This is a genomic window from Pandoraea sp. PE-S2R-1 (assembly GCF_002179865.1).
In the GTDB taxonomy this organism is placed as follows: domain Bacteria; phylum Pseudomonadota; class Gammaproteobacteria; order Burkholderiales; family Burkholderiaceae; genus Pandoraea.
The window spans coordinates 28,402-49,165 of sequence record NZ_NGUR01000009.1 but is presented as its reverse complement, the minus strand read 5'-3'; the positions used below and the strand labels follow the sequence as shown (position 1 = coordinate 49,165).

Annotated in this window: 17 protein-coding genes; 11 read left to right on the top strand and 6 right to left on the bottom strand. The window is 60.2% G+C overall.

The genetic code is table 11. The features are described 5' to 3' along the window. Positions 1–8: 8 nt before the first annotated feature. The 4 genes from fmdA (at position 9) to CDV44_RS07525 (ending at position 3,835) form a co-directional block, all read left to right on the top strand. Positions 9–1,247 carry a formamidase gene (gene fmdA, locus CDV44_RS07540; RefSeq protein WP_087687476.1) on the top strand — a complete coding sequence of 413 codons (1,239 nt, stop codon included), beginning with the start codon at positions 9–11 and terminating at the stop codon, positions 1,245–1,247. A 25-nt stretch (positions 1,248–1,272) separates the two neighbouring features. Further along, positions 1,273–1,617 (top strand): FmdB family zinc ribbon protein, encoded by a 345-nt coding sequence (locus CDV44_RS07535; RefSeq protein WP_087687475.1) that lies wholly within the window; start codon positions 1,273–1,275, stop codon positions 1,615–1,617. Positions 1,618–1,789: 172 nt separating this feature from the next. After that, positions 1,790–3,292, top strand: a complete 1,503-nt coding sequence (locus CDV44_RS07530) for a lyase family protein (RefSeq protein WP_087687947.1) — start codon at positions 1,790–1,792, stop codon at positions 3,290–3,292. A gap of 162 nt (positions 3,293–3,454) precedes the next feature. Then, positions 3,455–3,835, top strand: coding sequence for a TraR/DksA family transcriptional regulator (locus CDV44_RS07525; RefSeq protein WP_087687474.1), 381 nt, complete (start codon positions 3,455–3,457; stop codon positions 3,833–3,835). An 8-nt stretch (positions 3,836–3,843) separates the two neighbouring features. Here CDV44_RS07525 and CDV44_RS07520 read toward each other — a convergent pair whose 3' ends face one another. Continuing rightward, complete coding sequence (locus CDV44_RS07520; protein ID WP_087687473.1) at positions 3,844–4,545, bottom strand: GntR family transcriptional regulator; 702 nt, start codon at positions 4,543–4,545, stop codon at positions 3,844–3,846. A gap of 27 nt (positions 4,546–4,572) precedes the next feature. Then, positions 4,573–5,583 carry an asparaginase gene (locus tag CDV44_RS07515; RefSeq protein WP_087687472.1) on the bottom strand — a complete coding sequence of 337 codons (1,011 nt, stop codon included), beginning with the start codon at positions 5,581–5,583 and terminating at the stop codon, positions 4,573–4,575. 139 nt (positions 5,584–5,722) lie between these two features. Here CDV44_RS07515 and CDV44_RS07510 point away from each other — a divergent pair, with 139 nt between their 5' ends. Continuing rightward, positions 5,723–7,078, top strand: a complete 1,356-nt coding sequence (locus CDV44_RS07510) for an MFS transporter (RefSeq protein ID WP_087687471.1) — start codon at positions 5,723–5,725, stop codon at positions 7,076–7,078. Between the two features lie 193 nt (positions 7,079–7,271). Continuing rightward, positions 7,272–7,529, top strand: a complete 258-nt coding sequence (locus CDV44_RS07505) for a hypothetical protein (RefSeq protein ID WP_087687470.1) — start codon at positions 7,272–7,274, stop codon at positions 7,527–7,529. A gap of 25 nt (positions 7,530–7,554) precedes the next feature. On the opposite strand, the gene CDV44_RS07500 is transcribed toward CDV44_RS07505, so the two are convergent. Beyond that, positions 7,555–10,119 (bottom strand): autotransporter outer membrane beta-barrel domain-containing protein, encoded by a 2,565-nt coding sequence (locus CDV44_RS07500; protein ID WP_249277439.1) that lies wholly within the window; start codon positions 10,117–10,119, stop codon positions 7,555–7,557. 1,353 nt (positions 10,120–11,472) lie between these two features. On the opposite strand from CDV44_RS07500, the gene CDV44_RS07495 reads away from it, so the two are divergent. Then, on the top strand, positions 11,473–11,793 hold the full coding sequence (locus CDV44_RS07495; RefSeq protein ID WP_371328739.1) for an autotransporter outer membrane beta-barrel domain-containing protein: 321 nt from the start codon (positions 11,473–11,475) through the stop codon (positions 11,791–11,793). Positions 11,794–11,814: 21 nt separating this feature from the next. Here CDV44_RS07495 and CDV44_RS07490 read toward each other — a convergent pair whose 3' ends face one another. Together CDV44_RS07490 and CDV44_RS07485 are read right to left on the bottom strand one after the other, a co-directional pair. After that, positions 11,815–12,231 carry a hypothetical protein gene (locus CDV44_RS07490; protein WP_249277438.1) on the bottom strand — a complete coding sequence of 139 codons (417 nt, stop codon included), beginning with the start codon at positions 12,229–12,231 and terminating at the stop codon, positions 11,815–11,817. 28 nt (positions 12,232–12,259) lie between these two features. Further along, positions 12,260–12,910, bottom strand: coding sequence for a hypothetical protein (locus CDV44_RS07485; RefSeq protein WP_141118692.1), 651 nt, complete (start codon positions 12,908–12,910; stop codon positions 12,260–12,262). A 576-nt stretch (positions 12,911–13,486) separates the two neighbouring features. On the opposite strand from CDV44_RS07485, the gene CDV44_RS07480 reads away from it, so the two are divergent. From CDV44_RS07480 to CDV44_RS07470, 3 genes are all read left to right on the top strand, one after another. After that, positions 13,487–14,401 carry a LysR family transcriptional regulator gene (locus CDV44_RS07480; protein ID WP_212677084.1) on the top strand — a complete coding sequence of 305 codons (915 nt, stop codon included), beginning with the start codon at positions 13,487–13,489 and terminating at the stop codon, positions 14,399–14,401. A 153-nt stretch (positions 14,402–14,554) separates the two neighbouring features. Continuing rightward, on the top strand, positions 14,555–15,544 hold the full coding sequence (locus CDV44_RS07475) for a zinc-dependent alcohol dehydrogenase family protein (protein WP_087687467.1): 990 nt from the start codon (positions 14,555–14,557) through the stop codon (positions 15,542–15,544). A gap of 125 nt (positions 15,545–15,669) precedes the next feature. Then, positions 15,670–15,927 carry a hypothetical protein gene (locus tag CDV44_RS07470; RefSeq protein ID WP_087687466.1) on the top strand — a complete coding sequence of 86 codons (258 nt, stop codon included), beginning with the start codon at positions 15,670–15,672 and terminating at the stop codon, positions 15,925–15,927. Positions 15,928–15,945: 18 nt separating this feature from the next. Here the strand turns inward: CDV44_RS07470 and CDV44_RS07465 are convergent, their stop codons facing one another. Then, positions 15,946–18,681: a LuxR C-terminal-related transcriptional regulator gene (locus CDV44_RS07465; RefSeq protein WP_087687465.1), complete on the bottom strand. Its 2,736-nt coding sequence runs from the start codon at positions 18,679–18,681 to the stop codon at positions 15,946–15,948. 418 nt (positions 18,682–19,099) lie between these two features. On the opposite strand from CDV44_RS07465, the gene CDV44_RS07460 reads away from it, so the two are divergent. After that, entirely contained in the window at positions 19,100–20,758 is a 1,659-nt protein-coding gene (locus tag CDV44_RS07460) for a DUF1302 domain-containing protein (RefSeq protein WP_212677083.1), read from the top strand. The last annotated feature ends 6 nt before the right edge of the window (positions 20,759–20,764 follow it).

The window sequence follows — 20,764 nt, the reverse complement described above, 5'->3', positions numbered from 1 at the left end:
CGAGCGCAATGGCAGAAACTCTCATCAAGGTCGACCTGAAGCAGTCCGCGTACGAGAACGAGCAGGTGCATAACCGTTGGCATCCCGACATTCCGATGGCGTGTTGGGTGAAGCCCGGCGACGATTTCATTCTGGAGACGTACGACTGGACGGGCGGCTTCATCAAGAACGACGACAGTGCGGATGATGTGCGCGACATCGACCTGTCGATCGTGCATTTCCTGTCGGGCCCCGTGGGTGTGCACGGCGCGGAGCCGGGCGATCTGCTTGTGGTCGATCTGCTGGACATCGGCGCGAAGGCCGACAGTCAGTGGGGCTTCAACGGCTTCTTCTCAAAGACGAACGGTGGCGGCTTCCTGACCGATCACTTTCCGCACGCGCAAAAATCCATCTGGGATTTCCACGGTCTGTACACGAGTTCGCGCCATATTCCGGGCGTTAATTTTGCGGGGCTGATTCACCCGGGGCTGATCGGGTGTCTGCCGGACCCGAAGCTGCTGGAGACGTGGAACGAACGCGAAACCGGGCTGATTGCAACCGCGCCCGAGCGTGTCCCGCCGCTGGCAAATCCGCCGTTTGCCGCGACAGCCCATATGGGGAAATTGTCCGGCGCTGCGCGCGAGAAGGCAGCTGCGACGGGCGCACGGACCGTGCCGCCGCGTGAGCATGGCGGCAACTGCGACATCAAGGATTTGTCACGCGGCTCGAAGGTGTTCTTCCCGGTGTATGTCGATGGCGCGGGCCTCTCCGTCGGCGATCTCCATTTCAGTCAGGGCGACGGCGAAATCACGTTCTGCGGTGCCATTGAAATGGCCGGCTGGGTTCACATGCGCGTGAACATCATCAAGGGCGGCATGGCCAAGTACGGCATTCGCAACCCGGTGTTTCAGCCCAGTCCGATGACGCCGTCGTACAACGACTATCTGATCTTCGAAGGGATCTCGGTGGACGAGCAGGGCGGCCAGCACTATCTCGACGTGACGGTGGCGTATCGTCAGGCGTGTCTGAATGCCATCGAGTATCTGAAGAAGTTCGGTTATTCGGGGTCGCAGGCGTATTCGATACTCGGCTGCGCGCCGGTGCAAGGGCATATCAGCGGCGTGGTGGACATTCCGAATGCCTGCGCGACGCTGTGGCTGCCGACGCAGATCTTCGACTTCGATATCCGCCCGAACGCGGACGGACCGGTGCAGCATGTGAAGGGCGGTGTGGATATGCCGTGTTCGCCCGATCTCGTGAAGTCCTGACGCATCGCGTCGAACGGAGGAAACCATGCCGATATACGACTTCGATTGCGGGCGTTGCGGGCCGTTTGCGGTGATGCGACGGATCACGGATCGCGACGCACCATGTCATTGCCCGGAATGTGGCGGCGAGGGGGCGCGGGTAATTTCAGCGCCGTCGCTGGCCTTGATGGGCGGTGCAAGCCGCAACGCGCACGCAACGAATGAGCGCGCGGCGCATGCGCCACGTCAGTCGGGCGATGGGTCCGCGAGACGCCACCGGGCGGGATGCAGTTGTTGTTCCGGCGGCAAGGTGGCGTTGGCGGGGGCCAGTCAGGACGCATCGGGCGGACTCAAACGGCCTGCTGGCAGGCCTTGGATGATCAGTCATTGACACGCTGTTTTGCACGGCGCAACGCCCCAACCATGGGCGTTGCGCCGTTTTTGTTCCGTCCGCCATTTCTCTACAATAGCGCTGGCGCCGATCCCCCTCGGACGCCTCGACGATCAGGAGACATGCGGTGCACAAGAGAAGAATTGCCGGGTTGGGACTGAGCCTTATCACGATGCTTGCCGCGCCCGCTATGGCGCAAAACACAACCGACGCCGCGACGACCACAGCGGCCACAGCCGCTGCGCCGCAACGCGACGCTTTCTTCTGGCTGGGAGAAATCAACAAGGCTTCGCTGGTCATCAATACCCGTCAAGGCTTGCTGGATGCGAAGCTCGCACCGCACATCGCCAGTGGGCTCGATACGGTGCTGCGCGCGGGGGATCAACCCGGCGGTGCGCGTCCCGATCTGGTCATCACGTTCGAGCCGTTGCTGATCAAGGCTGCCGGTGTCGAAGCCACGCTGTTGCACGCGGGTCGCTCCAGTCAGGACATGCTGGCGACGGTGCGTGCCGCGATGTACCGCGACCGGTTGCTCGTCCTCGCCGCGCAGTTGCGCGCCACCACGGCGACGCTGCGCCGGCTTGCCCAACAGTACGAAACGACCATCGTGCCGAACTACACCAATGGTGTAGCGGCGCAACCGAACAGCTACGGCCACTATCTGCTGGGGCACGTCGCGGGCCTTCAGCGCGATTCGCAGCGCTTGCACGAGTTGTACGCACGCGTCGACCTGTCGCCGATGGGCACGACGGTGCTCAATGGCACGAGCTGGCCGCTCGATCGCGACAAGATGGCGCATTCGCTCGGCTTTGCCGACAAGGTCGATAACGCCTACGATGCGTCGCAAATTGCGGCAACGGACTTGCCGGTCGAGATCGGTGCGCTTTCGACGAGTATCGCGCTGCATACGTCGGCCTTCGTGCAGGACGTCATGGTTCAGTACGCGCAACCGCGGCCGTGGATTTTGCTGCGTGAAGGGGGCGGCAATACCTACGTCTCGAGCGCCATGCCGCAAAAGCGCAATCCGGGTCTGCTCAACGACACGCGCACCGCAGCGTCGATGGTCGTGACGCTGGGCGTGGGGCGCGCGATCGCCGCACATAACATCCCGCCGGGCATGAACGATGCGAAGCATATCGACGAAAACATGGCGGTGCTGGATCGGACGACCGCGCTGCTCAAGCGCTGGGATCGCGTGCTCAACGCGCTGGTGATCGACCCGAAGCGTGCGCTCGAAGAGCTCGACAGCGACTGGACGGCGTCGCAGGAAATTGCCGACGTGTTGATGCGCGAGCACGGCCTGCCGTTCCGCGTGGGACATCACTTTGCCTCGGAGATCGTCGACTACGCAAAGGCCAACGACCTTCGTCCGAGCAACTTCCCCTACGCCGAAGCGCAACGCATCTTCAAGCAGACTTTGACGGAGATGCAGGTGAGCGGCGGCGAGCTTCCGATGAGCGAAGCACAATTCCGCGCAACACTCGATCCAACGGCGATCGTCATGCATCGCGCGACGTCCGGGGGCCCTCAGCCTGCGGAAATGAAACGCATGCTGGCACGCACCGATCGTGAGCTCGATGCCGACGGCAAGTGGATCGATACCCATCGCCAGACCATCGACCGGTCGCTTGCGTCGCTCGATAGCGATTTTCAGCGGTATTTGCCGGCGAAGTAGGGAAGGAGCGGGCGAGGGCAGGGCAGCTCAGGCTGCCTTGACCGCGTCGATGTTCAGGGCATAAGGTGTGATGTCATTTCCGGTCATCGCCAGTGTTCGGTTTGTCGCCGAGACCGGCACTCCCATGCCCCGCAACGCTGAATCAGACGATAGGAGAACACCATGTCCCAGCCGTCATCGACGCTAGACCCCGCCTTCATCGAACAGCAACGCAAACGTCTGGAAGCCATGCGCCGGCAATTGCTTGGCGGCGAAGAGAACACGATCGCCGACGAGGCGTCGTTGCAGTCGGAGCACGGCGACGAAGCCCACGAGTTCGAAGACGATGCGCAGACGCTGGCACAAGACGAGGTCAACCAGAACCTGCGCAACGTGAACAACAACCGTATCGGCGATATCGAACGCGCGTTGCAGAAGATCGCAGACGGCACCTACGGTTTCTCCGACGAAAGCGGTGACCCGATTCCCAAGGCGCGACTGGAAGTCGCACCGGAAGCCGTGCTGACTGTCGAGGAACAAGGGCGTCGTGACGTGGGGAATTGACCCCAGCGTTAATTCGGGGCCGCGGCTTCAGCCTCGGTCTGCTCGATGGCTTTGATGATGATGTGCAGCGTGGCGTCCAGGTGATCCACCGTGTGACGCCGGCAAGCCGCAATATCGCGGGCCCGGTACTCGTCGAGCATCTTCTGATGCTCCTGATTACTCACGTCGACGTGCACGGGACGCATGTACAACGACAGCGCAATGTAGGGCCCGGAGGCGTCACGCAAGGTCTTGATCAGGTGGGCCAGACGCGACTCGTCTTGTGACGCCCAGAGCGCCGCGTGAAACGCCTGATTCAACTCGGTCCATTTGACGACGTCCGACGTCGCAACCATCTCAAGGTGCAACGCCTCTGCCTGCGCAATATCGTCTTCCCGAAGCGTGGCCATCGCTTGCTCGGCCATCATCGGTTCGAGTGTCTTACGCAGTCGGTACAACTCGTTCACATCGTCGATCGTCAGACCGCGCACCACGGCACCGCGGTGAACGTCGAAAAACACCAGCCCCTCGGAGACGAGCGTGCGCAGCGCTTCACGCACGGGCGTCGTCGACATCTCGAGACGGCGCGCGAGATCGTCCTGCCGAAGGCGGTCTCCTGCCTTCAACTTGCCTTGCAGAATCTCGGTGCGTAGTGTCTCGATGGCATATTGATATGCCGTGAGTCGACGACGGCCAGACGAGCCGGACGCGCTGGCAGATGCGGAGGACATGCTTTTCAAAGGGGTGCCATGTGAAGATTATTGACGCGTGAGTTTACTCCAATTTGCCAGCGCTTCTCCGAGCGCTCCGGGTGCAACGCCCGAGGCAATTAGCGCCACGACCAACAAACGCGCCTTGAGTGCAGACAGCCAGCCGGACAGATGCGCGCCGCGCCGGGCAAGATCGATTTCCGCACCGACATAACCGTAAGTTTTCGATGCCGTCGACCCGCTTGCCGCACGGCTGGCGATCACCACCGGCACTTTCGCTGCCAGACGGCCGATGCGCTCGGCGAAGTCGAACGAGACATGGCCGGCACCCAGCGCCGCGATCACAACGGCCTCGCAGCCGCCGTTGACCGCCATTTCCGCCAGTTCGCCATCGTCACCCAACGCTGCCGTCACGAGTGCGACCTTGGGCCAATCACGCACCGGGCGCGGCAACGGTTGCGGGCGAACCGGCTTGGCGTGGAAAAACATCGGACGCCCTTCAACGATACGTGCCGCGACGCCTCCGTCGAGCGAGACGAATGCCTGCACCGCCAGCGCGTCGCCCTTGCTGACCCAACGCGCGTAGTGCGCGGTGTCGTTCATCAGCACGAGTACGCCGCGGCCCACGCTGTCGGGATGCACCGCCGTACTCACGGCCGCCAAAAGATTCGCAGGACCGTCCGCGCCGGCGGCCTGAGGCGCGCGCATCGCGCCAGTCACGATCAGCGGTTCGGGCAACTTCCAGAACAAATCCAGCAGGAAAGCGGTTTCCTCAAGCGTATCGGTGCCCTGCGTGAGCACGACGCCGGTGGCGCCGTCGGCGATCTGCTGCTCAGCCCAGGTGAGGGCGGCCATTAAGTCGCCATAACCCAGCGACGCGCTGGGCAGTTGTCGAAGCGATGCCGCCTTGATGGTCGCCACATCGGACAACCCGGGCACGGAACGAGTCAACTGCGCAGCGTCGAGCGTAGGAACGACGCCGCCGGCAGCGTCTGACGGCGTCATGCTGATCGTGCCGCCAAGGGAGGCGACGGCGACCACGGGAAGCGAGTTGGACATGGTGGATTCGGTGGATTGGGTAGGCAAGGTGGAGAGTTTATTGATTTCGGTTGAAGTGCATTGTGCATTATATATAATCGACAATCGTTTGCGAAGGGCATCGGGCGCTTCGCAGAGAAATCAACACCTAGGAGACGTCATGGAACCAACAACAGCAGGGCATCCCCCCGTCGCAGCGACGCGATATCGGTTCGCGATATTTGCGCTGATCGTGGTGATCGCCCTCGTGAACTACATCGACCGCGGCGCGATTTCGTACTCGGCGGCGCAAATCACGTCGGAATACGGGTTTGATCGGGCAGGGTGGGGCGCCGTCCTTGGATATTTTGGCTACGGCTATATGTTCGGTGCGCTGTTCGGCGGGGCACTCGCCGATCGCGTTGGCGCCAAGACGGTGTGGGTGATCGCGGGCATTGCGTGGTCGGTGTTCGCCATTGCCATGATCTGGGCGGGTGACCTTGGGCTCGCCATCTTTGGCGGCTCGGCGCTGACCGGCTTCGCGGCGATCCGCGTGCTGTTCGGCTTCGCTGAAGGACCGGCGTACTCGATCATCAACAAAACGATGGCAGCGTGGGCCTCGCCGTCGGAGCGTGGTTTCGCGGTGTCCATCGGGCTGCTGAGCACGCCGCTCGGCGCGCTGCTGACGGCACCGGTCGCTGTCGGTCTGCTACTGCTCACCGATAGCTGGCGAACGATGTACGTCGTGCTCGGCTTGGCGGGTTTCGTGTTGATTGCCTTGTTCGCGCGTGTTTATACGAACCACCCGGAAGACAATCCGCGCGTGAATGCTGCCGAAGCGGCGCTGATTCGGGCAGGGCGTCCGGCGCAGAGTCCATCGGCTGCCGCAGCCGCCGATGACATGCCGTGGTGGAGCTTCTTCAAGAGCAAAACGCTGGTGTTCAATTCGATCGGCTACTTCGCGTTCGTCTATGTGAACTTCATGCTGCTCACCTGGACGCCGAAATACCTCGCCGACGAGTTTCACTTCACGCTGTCGTCGCTTTGGTACATCGGCATGATCCCGTGGACGGGCGCATGCGTGACGGTGCTGCTCGGCGGCCGCATTTCCGATTGGCTGTACCGCAAGACGGGCAAGCTGGTCATCGCACGAAGCTGGTTCGCGGCGGCGGCACTGACGTGCACGACCTTGTGCTTCCTGATGGTTTCGCAGGCGACAAGCGTGTGGGCGGTGATTGCGTTGATGACGCTGGGCAACGCCCTCAATGCGCTGCCGAACTCGGTATATTGGGCGGTAGTGATCGACACGGCACCGACGCGCGTGGGGACGTTCAGCGGGTTGATGCACTTCATCGCGAACATTGCTGCTGTGCTCGCCCCGACGCTGGCCGGCATTTTGTCGGCGAAGTACGGCTACTCGTCGATGTTTGTTGCGACCGCCGTGGCGACGGCCGTGGGCGTGTTTGCGATGCTGCAAGTGCGTCCGGGTGTTGGGCCGAACCGCGGGCGGCAGGAGGGGAAGGCCGTATCGGCTTGATCGCACTCAATGGCTGAGGGGTCGGGGCAGACTGATCAGCCCGGGCCGGCGAGCAGGGCTCGCCGGCAAAGTGGCATCACTGTGCCGACGCTTGAGCTGGCGTGCGAAGCTATCTTAATATGCGTCCCTTGAGAGGTTAATGCGCACGGATAGCGTTCGCACCAGACCGGTGGGTCACACAGGAGAAATCACCATGCCAAAGAAGACCGATGAGCAAGTACAAACCGAAATCGGCGCGTTGACGCAGTTGCAGCCCCAACTTCCTCAGCGTGCACGACAGGCGGTGGATGCTGCACTTCAGGTCCTGAGAGACAACCTGTCGAACGACGCGGTGTACGACAGGTTTGAAGAGGGTACCGAGGAATTCGAGGACGCGTTGACGGCGTGCATGTGGCGTGACGGCGTCCCCGGCTGCCAAGCACTGTCGACACAGTATCGCGATTTGATTTAACGGGAAATTCATCTGCACGTGCACCTCACCACGTATATTTGAACCCCGCACGCAGGGCGTATTGGGAGTAATTTTGCGAGCCCCATGCACCTGATACATTTGTCCACCCGGTCCATCGCTTGCCGAGATCGGCGTTCACACCAAGCTTCACTTCATAACGATTGAGCGGATAAAGATTGCCCATTTCGATGCCGTCGAACGCAATACCAGAGCCGTTGTTGTTATGCCACCAGTTAAAGCCGATGAATGGCTGTACCTTGCGGTCATCGTCGCGAACGAACGTGCGATAGAAGCGCGCGCCCAAACGCGTAATTACACTGCTGCGGCTCGCCGCGGTGACCGCCGTACCGTTAACTTCGGTTAGCCCGCTTTCGCTATAACTGACGTTAATAATCTGCGCCTGCGGCTCGATAATCCACCCGGCGCGAATCGGTATCGCATACCCCGCTTCACCTGATACTGCCCATCCATGTGCGTTGTACGACACGTCGGGCAGCGTATCTCCTTCGACCTTGCTGTTGAACCAGCCGTACTGGAACCACGTGTCGACGTACAGGCCAAGCTTGTTGGCGTCGTTTTGGTACCACGTGCCATAAAGCCCCATGAGCCAGCCGTTTACCTTGCCCCGAGATGTCGCCGGATTGCCCGCAGCTGTGGCGTCGGTGGTCGCACTGCCGTAACTGCCCATCAGGCCCAGATGAACGCGATCCGTGTCGGTGAATAACGACCACTTCGCAATATCACCACCTAGATTGAGCAACACCGAGTTGGTACGAACATCGAAGTCTCCGGACTGACTCGTCGATCTTTCACGCTGGCCCACAACACGCAGCCACGCAGAACGTGCCGCATCCGAAGACCCGTCAGCGCTTCGAAAACCCTGGCCTTCGACATACTGCGGTTCCCCGAGCCGGTCATGCAGCGTATGCACGAACATCTGCATCGCCACTCGTTGATTGGCGAGATACGAAGCGACCTCGGGCCGGTACAGCGGGCGCGGCGAAGGAGGAGGGCTCGGGTCCGGCGGCGGGTCCGGGTCGGGCGGCGCCGGTGGCTCAGGTTGCTGCTCCGAGCGCAGGTACCAACTATCAACCGAGCCGCTCCCTTGAGCGCCACGGTACAACCGGTATTCATACGGCCCTGCCAACACGCGCGACGCCAGCGAGAATGCCGACGCCTGCGTGGTACCGCCATTGATCGCATCCACCACCAGAATGCCGTTGGACACTGTCAACGCTCCCGGGCCGCCAGTGTTTGCAATGCTCAAGCGCGTGGTGCCTGTCGCACTGCCGCCATCGATCACCAATTTGTCGGAAGGCGCTCCATCGCTGCCGAGATAGGTATTGAGGCCAATCAGTCCGTTGACCCCGGCATAATTCGTCACCGTCAGCGTCTTGTATGCGCCGGCCGACGGGGCGGTGAACAGGACTCGGCTCGCGTCGTTCGTCAACGACGTGAGTGTGGAATTTCCCGTCATATTCCATACCGAATTCTGCGCTAACGTGACCGTTGTCGTCGTGTCGGCATCGGTGGTTGCGGTGCCGGTGAGCGTTGCGCCATTCGCCACCACGGTAGCCACGCTGGTGAGTCCCGCTGTGGGCGTGATACCAACGCCACCAGTCACATTGACGCCGACACTGGCGGGAACTGCGGCGTTATCACTTGAAACCGTCGTCACGGCGTCTGGCCCGAGGAGCGGGTCAGCGGCCACGGAAGCAGCGCCGATGGTATGCAACCAGTTAGGTGCACCCGACACTGTTGTCCCGTTGATCGTGATGTTTGCCGTACCGCCGTTGACAGCGATGGCATCCGATTGCGCCGAGTGCAGTGTGCCGCCAGTCAACGAGACGTTGGCAGTCACCCCGGCGTCACTGCTGATCCCGAGCGCCGTTGCATTCGTGCCGTTCGCAACGATCGACGAATTGTTGGTGCTCAGCGAGCCATTGATGACACGGGCGGCGAAGGTCGACGCGCCCGATGTCGTGACGGACGTTCCATCCACCGACATCTGCGCCAGATTGCCTCGCACGTACAGACCGTGTGAGCCTTGTCCGTTGGTCGTCACGGAGCCTCCGGTGAGGGCCAGACGAACATCATCCGTTGCCGTCGTTCCCCATGCCGTGGCACCCGGTGCAGAACTATTCTGCGTGCTCGTCGTAACGTTGGTGGCATTGAGGCGAGACCCTGCGCCGTAACTGAGCAGGCCGTAGCCCGATGCGCCGGTTGTTGTGACTGATCCTCCCGACAGATTGATTGTCGACCCGGTTGCCGCATAGGCCCCATAGCCGCCGCTCCCCGTTGCCAGCACCGTGAGATTTGTACCGGAGATAACACTCGCATTGCGGCCGAACACGGCGTAAGCGCTGGTGCCGTTGGTCGTCACCGACGTGCCGGTTGCCGTAATGTCCCCTTGGAGTGCGAACAGGCCGTACGCGGTGTTGCCTGCGGTGGTAATCGAGCCGCCGTTGACGGTCAACGAGCCACGAATGTTATTGAGCACCGCCGAGATCCCGCCATAGGCGCCATAGGTACCACTCGCATCGACGGCGGCGTTCCCGGAGGTCTGCATGGTGACGTTGGTCAGCGTCATCGTGCTGCCGTAGGCATAGGCGGCGGCAGCGCCCGGGCCTGTTGTCGTGATGGAAGCGCCGGTCAGCGAAATGGAGCTGTTGTGACTGGCCACCGCGCCAAACGAACCCACCGACAGCCCGTTGACGGTGCCGTTGCCGCCAGACGTCGTGATCGTAAGCCCGCCCTGTGAAACGAAGTTGACGCCGGTGTTCTGTGTCCATAGGGCGGCAGACGCGTTGCCGGACGTCTTCAGCGTGATGCCCCCCGGCCCGCTCAGCAGCGACATGGTTCCCCCTGTCGCATAGATGGCAAACGCGTTGAACGCCGTAGCGCTGGCAGAGATCGCGCCGGGTGACGCGCCAGCATTGGGGTCCATGACGAGTGCACCACCGGTCACGAAAATGGCGGTGCCGCTCCCCGCGACGGTGGTGCTGCCGATCACTGACGTGGTACCAGACGACACCGTGAAACCCGGCACCGTACCTGGGCCGACCACTGACTGTGCCGCAACGTTCGCCACGGCACCCGGCACCAATGCGCTGACGGTTCCTACGGACCACAGCCAACGCCGGGAGGTAAGAGAAAAAATAGATCGAAGCAGTGAGTCGTCCGGGATCGATTCTTCTCGCATGAGCAACATCTCCCTCTGGAACTGGCCCGCCTCTATAACGGCCCTGGAGCGCTATTGATCGCTTCTGGCAACGAGCGCCACTTACCCACGAAATTCCACAAAAAATAACAACTTCATATCAGCACTATCTTCGACACATTAAATACCACACAGCCAAATAGAGGCGCAATAAAATTCATTAGGGATAATGAATATTTTAATTGAAAGACACAAAAACTGAAAAATTTCGCCCGCTCCATATGCCAACAATCGATCCGCAAGGATAGGTAATCTGATAATAAAAATTATCAATACTCATCATAATTTTCCCGGAATTTTTCGACTTCAACGGAGATGAAAGCCCTGATCCTTCGGCTTTTCATCAGCGTCATTTCGAGTTTATTTAAAAAATCTTCCGAGATCATTATTGGAATAACTATTTGAATAACTATTACTGACAGTTCAGATTTTGCATAAGGAAAATCAATATGCCCACTGGATTCGAACGTTTCTTTGGCGTGCGTGGATTGGGTGTCGGAATGGCAACGCTTCCGATTCGCCGTTTAGCTATGGCGGAAATTTCAACTATCGCAGCAACCGCTCGTTTCTTCAGTACGGCTATAACGCCGACATCGACTACAGTGCCATCCAGTTCGGCGGCAACCAGTTCAAGCGACGCGACCCATCAGAACGCGCAGGGTTGATATGTCGAACACGTGAGCCTCAAGAATCAGGTGGACGCCGACGGGTTCACCGTCAACATTGGCAGCCAGAATCAATGGGTTGACCGAAGCGGCATGCGTCTCACACGAGCGTTCGAGGAGGGAGGAGGGAGGAGGGAGAGTGACGCCGTATGCTGCCGTGGATTACCTGCATGCCTTTTCCGACGGAACGCAGGTCACCGTAGGCGACGTGGATTTCACAAGCGGAAAGCTCGGAGACGCCTTGCGCTTTTCTCTGGGCGCAAATGCGACGATGCCGGAGCGCATGGCCATGTACGCTCGCGTGTCCTGGTCAAAAGACGTGGGCAGCGCGAGAATACGAGGCTGGTTGTTCAACGGCGGCGGGCGGTATCTGTTCTAAACCCTGTTACGCCAGAGAGCGTTATTCAAAGCTCAGTCGCGCGTCCTTCAGCACATCGACATCCCCCCATTTGAACGAGCAGACCCGAGCGACTTCTACGCCAATCATTTTCCCGCCGGCGGGCCTCTTTTCGCTGACAGGCACGCAACCGCCACTGATGCGAACGACTGTCCCGGCAGCACGGCTGGCCGAAGCCGGAAATTCAATGGCGGCGTCCTCTGGGACACGGTGGGTCAGGACAATGTCTTCAACATAATCGTCGGGAAGCGTGAACAGAACGTTCTTGTCCACGACGAGCGTGTAGTAATCGTGCGAGAACTTACCTGAATTCACGCAGATATTGGTGCTATGACCGTTGAGGTTCTGCGTCTCGCACTTGACCGAGGCCATTGCGGGGGCGGCGACACAGCACAGAAGCATCAGCAAATGTTTGCTCATCGAAAATCTCTGAAGGGTAAAAGGGGGATTAACGCTCCGCATCCGGCCCGGTCTTGACCGCTTCCACCACCTTGCTGGGGGTGCAATCGGGAGCTCGACTTGCAACGACAGGAATGTCGTGACCGCGGGCATCGATTTCGCGGATTTCTATCCAGCACTTCCCGCCGCCGCCCTCTTCGAATGCCTCATAGTCCTTGCCGGGTTGCGGCGTGAACCGGGTGGGGGGTGGCGTGCACGTCTGGGCCTGCCTTGAGCCGCCGTAGTTGATGGCCCGATTGCTGCTGAGCAGCACGACTGTGGGGGCGTCTGCCGGGACGACATATTCCATGATGTAGTCCTTGAACTGGAGTCCATCGGCACGCATCCACTTTCGGGGGCTCTCCGGCATGCCGATCAGCACGCTCGTTGACGAATACTTGTACGCGGTCAGAAAGCCGCGACCTTGCCCGAAAACCGTCTTCCCGTCGTCGTCGTAAGCGGGGCGGTAGCAAGCTTGCCCGAAACGCAACGCAACGAGCCCCCCGGCATTGGAGCCCTGCACCCGGAGCCGCGCCGATGCGGCCGGATCATATGTGGGGTTCTGCGTGAGGATATGGCGAGTCGGTTCGAGTGCCGAACATGCGCTAAGAATGCTGGCTGATACTGACAACGTGACAATGCGTCTGACCGATTTATTCATGTCGCGTGGCTTGATGTAGTTGCCGATTCTTGTTCCATATATCGGAGTCCATGATATTGATACGACAAAATCCAGTAATCATAACCATCCAATGGGGCACGAGTCCATGGATCTGACTGACGAGGTACATGGATATCGGCAAGCGACGCCATTGTCTTTAACGATTCGATATGAAAACTTGTTATTGGCGTACGCGATCTGGAAAGACTGCGAGACCAAAGCAAAGTAGGGCATGTCACCTCACCGCTAAGCCATTGATTTATATAACTGCCTTCGGCGGGCAGTCGATCGTTGCTTGCCTCACATGTGTCACGTACGGGACCAATCGGCCATCTCTCACAAGCAACTGGCGCCACTCATCCCGCGAGAAAGCAACCCCGGTCACTTGGCACGCAGTGGTAAGCAATCAGAGGCGTCTGTCACACGGATCCCGTGATGTGGGGCGCGTACGTTCAGTCGACTGATGTGCATCATCGTAAACATTGCCACTGTGCTCGCTCCGACGGGGGCCAAAAGTTGCCGGCGTGAGATGATCTTTTGCTACAGTCCGCGGGAATCAAAACATAGGGAGGCGGCATGGAACTGCTCCAAGCCATGAAGGTCTTCAGCGCTGTCGCGAAGTCAGGGAGTTTTACGAGTGCCGCCGATGTATTGCAAGTTGGCCGCCCCCATGTAACACGCTCCGTACAGGAACTGGAAGCATCGTTGGGCGTCAGGTTGTTCCATCGCACCACGCGAAGCGTCAAGCTGACGGCCGAGGGGGAGCAGTTCTTCGTGCGAACGGAGGAACTCCTTGCAGGGATCGATGATGCCACCACCATGTTCAGTGACTCGGGCGATGGATTGCGAGGGCGCTTGCGTATTGACCTGCCCGGCGCGCTATCTCAACTTAACTTTCTGACGCGACTGAACACCTTCGCCCGTCAACATCCGGGGCTTGAGCTGGTCCTCGGAGTGACCGACCGGGCCGTCGATCTGGTCGCCGAGGGTGTCGACTGCGTGCTCAGAATAGGGGAGCTCCCGGACTCGAGTCTGGTCGGACGCCGAATCGGTGGTGCCGTCATGGTCTTGTGTGCCACCCCTAACTACCTCAATGATTTCGGTGTGCCGAAATTGCCGTCCGATTTGCTGCGGCACAAAGGCGTCAATTTTCTCTCCGGCTTGGACAATCGCCCACTCAGGTGGCGTTTTATCGTCGATGGGGAGCCTGTCAGTACCACGGCAGGTACCTGTATGAGCGTTAACGAGGCAAACGCTTATGTGAAGTGCGCGCTTGCCGGTTTTGGATTGATTCAGGCACCCGGCATTTTGGTCGAGGAGCAATTGGCCGATGGCTCGTTGGTGGAAGTGCTTGCCGCGTACCGCCCGGAACCGTGGACCGTTTCGTTGCTGTATCCGAGTCGTGCATACGTCGCACCCCGCGTCAGAGTGTTCGCCGAGTGGATGGCGCAAGCGCTTGCGACCACGCAACAGACTTGGCTCGTAGCGTAACGGCGCCGCCAGACGGATGGCATTGTTTCTCGAAGGAGCAACAGTTAGTTACGCGCCAATTCGTATATCTCTGCGGGCCCTGGGTCTAGAGTGTGACACCCGTTCGCAGCCGCCCCAACGGCCGCTATGTTTCGTCACTCTTGAGGTCCAGATATGTCCAAAATCGTCCGCTTCCATCGCATCGGTGGCCCTGAGGTACTCCAGTTCGATAATGTCGAAGTGCCGCGTCCCAGCACAGGTGAAGTCCAGATTCAGGTGAAGGCGCTCGGCATCAATCGTGCCGAAGTCATGTATCGCGCCGGCCAGTACTTGATCGATCCGCAATTTCCGGCAAAGCTTGGCTACGAAGCGTCTGGCGAAGTCTCTGCCGTCGGCCCCGGCGTCACCGGGTTTGCCGTCGGCGACGATGTCAGTGTTGTTCCCGCATTCTCGTTTGCCGATTACGGCATGTACGGTGAGCTAGTCAACGCGCCAGAGCACGCTGTCGTGAAGAACCCTGAAGGCGTGACGCATCAAGACGCAGCAGCCACGTGGATGGCGTTCATCACGGCGTATGGTGCGTTGATCAGCTACGGCAAATTGACGACCGGCGATACCGTTGTCATTGGTGCGGCGACCAGTAGCGTCGGCCTCGCGGCCATTCAGGTAGCTAAGCTCGCGGGTGCCACGACCATTGCGCTCACGCGTAGCCAGACAAAAGCGGCTGCACTGCGCGAGATCGGCGCCGACCATGTCATGCTGAGCGACGACGCAGCGTTGACCGATGACATCCTTGATGCATCGGGCGGGAAGGGCGCTCGTGTCGTATTCGACCCGGTGGGAGGGCCGAACGCGCGCCGGGTCATTCGCGCCATGGCGCCTCACGGCGTGTACTACCAGTACGGTGCACTGGACGCGCGCGACATTCCCGTGCCGGTCATGGACATTCTGGCGAAGCCCCTCGTTATCCAGGGCTACACGCTTTTCGAGATCACACAAAGTGAAACCCGTCTCGCCGAGGCTAAGGCCTTTATTACCAACGGCCTGGCTTCGAAAGCGCTTCGTCCCGTGATCGACAGGGTCTTCCGCTTCGACGAAATCGCCGAAGCTCACCGGTACATGGAGGCGGGCAATCAAGTCGGCAAGATTGTCGTCACGCTTTAACGGCGCCCAGCGCATCGAGAAATCTTGATTTGACGTGCGACGCTATCTTAATATGCCCCGTTCGGGGGTAAATGCGCACGGATAGCGTTCGCATCAGACCGGCGGGTCACACAGGAGAAATCACCATGCCAAAGAAGACCGATGCGCAAGTACAAACTGAAATCGGCGCGTTGACGCAGATGCAGCCCCAACTTCCTCAGCGTGCACGCCAGGCGGTGGATGCCGCACTTCAGGTTCTGAGAGACAACCTGTCGAACGACGCGGTGTACGACACGTTTGAAGAGGGGACCGAGGAGTTCGAGGATGCGTTGACGGCGTGCATGTGGCGTGACGGCGTCTCCGGCTGCCAAGCACTGTCGGCGCAATATCGCGATCTGATTTAGCGGGGTTGTGCATCGAACTTACAGTGCCAACATCCCAAGCGTACGTGCGCGGTCGATGGCTTCCCGGCGATTCCGGACGCCGAGTTTGTCGAATATGCGCTGCATATGCCACTTTACGGTTCCTTCTGTAATGCCGAGCCGTGAGCCGACGAAACTGCCCTTAATCCCCTGGCTCATCAACAGCAGGATCTCAAGCTCGCGAGTGCTTAACGAGGTCTGCACCCCTCCTTGCTCGATGGCAGCCATCGGGTCGACATCCGATAGAGGTGCTCGCCAGCTCAGCGCACTGAGCAATGTGCGTGTATAGACCTTCTCTCGGGCCTCGACCAGCCCGGCGCTTTCGTAAAGCTTGAGCAGTAGCGGGCGTAGTGCGGAGCCCTCGTCGATAAACGTGCGCATCAGTCCAAGTTCCATGCCGGTGGAGATTGCTGGCGCCAGCACGCGCAACGCCCCGCCAACCTCGCCCGATAACATTCGGGCGCGAGCGGTCAGCAGCGCGAACACCACGGCCATCCGAGCGCTGCCACGTGTGGCGCAATATTCAGACCAGCGCCGCAGCACCGGCTGTGCCGTCTTGTATTGACCGGTCGCGAGCATCACACGTCCCCACGCAATGACCGCGGCGGCATCCCAGATGGTGAGTTTCGGGCTCGGGTATACCGGCTCGTTGGGCAACATACCGGCTTCAGTGGCAAAACACCGCGCTTCGTCGACGTGTCCGCGCAACAGCGCTTGCCGAATGCGTTCGGCCGCAAACATTTTTGCGACATGCGGCAGACCGTAACTGGCGGCAAAGTCGAGGCCATCGGCGAGCGTGACGGCCGCTGCGTCGTAGTTGTCGGCGACGGCTTGAATCTTCGCCCGCGTGAGGATGTAGGCCACGACATACTCGATCAGGCCCCCTGGACGTTCGCGCGCGGGGTTGGCGTCGATAAGCCAGCGCGCTTTGTCCAGTTCGTTCTGCTCGTAGTACACCTGTGCGGTGAATATTGCCGGCATCGCCAACACACCAGGTGGCGCGCCCACCAAATGTTTGGATAACGATAGTGCGTCGGTATAGGCCTGTAATGCCGGACGCAGTTCGCCGCGGGCCTCGAAGGTCAGCCCGGTGATGCAGTTGTGCCAGACCATGGCGTTGCGCCGGTTGCCATCTTGATAAAGCCCCTTGGCTTTGTCTGCTGCGGTGGCCAGACCTGCGTTGTCCATCAGATAAGAGCGAGAGAGCAAAAGCACGATATAGACCGAGCCCATGACGAAGCGCTCGCCCATCGGGTAGCGCTCGAGCCAACGCTCGCATAGCTCGGCAGCTTGCGCGATATCTCCGCAATGAAAAGCCATCATCAGGCGCCGATGCAGCAAGGCTTCTCCCAACCGTGCGTCCTCTGCATTGTGCGCGTCGTCGATATCTTTCGTCACAAGGGCGAGCAAGTGGCGAGCCTCGCGAAAGTTCCAGTTCATTAATTCCAGCCAGACCTGATCCAGTGCCAACTGCGGGAAGGCGGCGAGAATCGATCTTGGGACGGCGTCGATCGCCATGCGAAATGCGCTGTGATTTCCCGTATAGGCCAGCGTGTCGCATGTTGCCGCGAGGGTCTCGGCCGTAAATTGCATGTCGCCGGTCGCCAGTGCGAGATCAAGCGCCTCTTCCGCGAGCCGGTGATCGCAAAACCACTGGCTGGCGACGCGTCGCAAGGCGGCCAGCTCGTTGGGCAGTTGTAACGCCAACTGCCGTTGCAAAAATTCCTGGAACAGATGGTGGTAACGAAACCATTTGCCGTCGGCGTCCAGGCTGATCAGGAAGAGATTGGCGTGCTCGAGATAGGCGATAGTCCGGCCGCTGGCATCGATGTTAAGCAAGGCGTCGCAATTTTCCGCGCACAGCCGGTCGAGTAGAGACGTCTTGAGCAGGAACGTACGGATCTCAGGCGCCTGGGCGTCCAGCACGTTTTGCAGCAAGTAGCCGCTGATGTCCTGATTGCGCCCGGAAAATTGCGCAACCATGTCTGCCGGATCGTTCAGGCGGGCAAGTGCCAGACGCGCTAATTGCAGTCCCATGCCCCAGCCTTCCGTCGCGCGGAAAATCTTCTCGACCTGTTCCGCATCGATGCCACGCGGCGCACAGACGGCGAAGTAGTCGAAAGCCTCCTGCTCGTCGAACGCAAGCGCTTTCGCATCGACCAGCTGAAGCCGGCTCTCAGCGCGCAATTGCCAGAATTCGAGGTTCTTCTGGTCGCGTGTCGAGAGCACATAGCGCACGCTGGAGGAACTGAAGCGGATCATCGCTTCGATCATTTCCGGCAGCGTGGCGGTGCTTGCGTAATGCAGGTCGTCCAGAAAAATGGTCACGCGTTCGTCAAGCGCTGCAATTTCTGCGAGTGCAACGTCGAGGTAGAAATCGAGATCGGCGCCGGCGCGTGCGTCGAGAAAGCCAAAAAACGATTCGCCGAAACTCGGGCAGGCGCGGCGAATGGCTGCCATCACATACCGCAGAAAATTCACTGGGGTCGCGTCGTAGCGATCGAAGCTCACCCAACCGACTTTTTCACCACGCTCAGCCAGTCGCTGGAAGGCCTGGCTCATCACGATGGTTTTGCCGTAGCCCGCCGGAGCGCATAGCAGGATCGCGCTCTGCGCGCCGCGGGCAATGACTGAATCGATCAGGCGAGGGCGCTCGACCCACGGCGAGGCTTGTGGTGCCGGTGCCAGCTTGGTCTCGATCAACATCGGAACAGCGCGGGTGGTACGGGATGACATGCGGGGTCTCTGGCGCGATGGGCAGCCTATACGGTATGCGAGAAGCTACGCGGCCGAGAACCCCTGACGCGTAAGGAATAACCCTCGCCGCGCGCGGACCTGCCAAAAAAGGTTGGGTCACCCATCAGCGTCCCGCAGGTGTGCCAAGCCATGCAGCGGGCACCGATCGACCGACTATCCGAAAAGGCAGGTGCCTTGCCTCCCGCCCTTGTCGACACTCCCCGGACATTGCAACGCCCGGCCGCCCGTTGTCGCGGGTCGACACGTCGCCGCAGGGACATGCAATCGACGGTGCGGCAACGCTTCGCTCCGTGTACCAGCCAATACAAAAAATACCTTCTCACAAGGCCTCGAGACGGGCCAGTCAAGGAACAGGAGACATCGCGTGGACTACACAACGATACGACCGGGTGGTCGGATGACGCCAACCCGACGCCGCCCTCCTGACGCCCGCCTATGGCGCGGCGCGGCGGCGGCAGCGTGTTTGCAATTGGCCCTCATGCCGTCGGCCGGCGCATTCGAGATCGATACCGGCAATCCGGACTTGCAGTTGCGTTGGGATAACACCGTCAAATACAGCACCGCGTTCCGGCTATCCGGGCAGGCCGGCAATCTCACCGTCGATCCGAACATGGACGACGGCGACCGGAATTTCCGGCCTGGGATGATCTCGAACCGTGTCGATCTGCTTTCCGAGTTCGACATTTCGTATCGCAAGTTCGGTTTCCGGGCGAGTGGGGCGGCATGGTATGACACCGTTTACAACCGCGCCAACGACAACAATTCGCCGGGCACCGTCAATCACTTCACGCCCGCACCGAATCAGTTTGCCGACGGCACGCGCGATCTCCAAGGCAGACGAGCAGAACTGCTCGATGCCTTCGTGCATGGTCAGTTCGACCTGGGCGAGCTGCCCGTCAGCTTCCGGTTGGGCCGCCACACGGTGATTTACGGGGAAACGCTGTTCTTTGGTGGCAACGGTATCGCTGGCGGGCAAGCGCCCGTCGACGTGATCAAGTTGCTGAGTGTGCCCGGCACGCAATTCAAAGAGTTGCTCATGCCGGTCAATCAATTGTCAGGGCAGGTGCAGCTCAATTCGAACGTGTCGGTCGGCGGCTACTACCAGTTCGAATGGCGGCCCAATCGCATCCCGCCTTCTGGCAGTTATCTGTCCACCGCCGACTTCGTCGGCGCGGGCTCGCAACTGATGTACGCCCCCGGCAGCAACGGTCAGTTGTATTTCAATCGCTCGCCCGATATGGAGGCGAGAAACTCGGGGCAGGGGGGCGTGCAGATCCGATTCCGTCCCGACAGCGAAATTGCGGAGTTCGGCTTGTACGCGATTCGTTATCACGCCAAAGATTTTCAGTTGTACCTGAATCCGTCAGGCAATCCGGCACTGCCTTCGCTGGGCGGCTATCAGCAAGTGTTCCCGGAGAACATCGCGGCTGTCGGTGCGAGTGTCAGCACGACGATCGGTGCGGCCAACGTCGCCGCCGAAATTTCCACGCGCCGCAACACGCCCCTGACAAGTAACCCGTCCATCGGGCTCGGCGCCGATAACGCAGGCAACCCGTCGTATGCCGTGGGTAACTCGGCCCACGCCAATCTGTCGATGATCTATCTGCTAGACGGCACACCGCTCTGGAACGGTGGGTCGATTCTGGCTGAGGTGGCGTGGAACCGCATGCTGAGCGTGACAAAGAATCCGTCCGCGCTCTCTCCTGTCGCCACACGCGACGCCGTGGGCCTGCGCGTGCTCTTCGCCCCCGAGTACTACCAGATCGCACCGGGGCTCGATATGACGGTGCCGATCGGCGTCGGCTATCTCGCCAGCGGACGCTCATCCGTGGATCCGCAGTTCGCCGGCGGCGCAGCGCGCGGCGGAGATCTCAGCATCGGCGCGAATTTCGAGTATCGCAAGCAACTCAAGTTCGGCATCAATTACGTCCATTTCTATGGTCCGTCGGGCACGTTCCTCACGCCCAATCAGCCGCCCGAGGCCACGCAACTCCAATACCGCCAATCGCTCAAGGACAGAGATTTCGTCTCTCTGACCATGCAAGCGACGTTCTAAATTAGG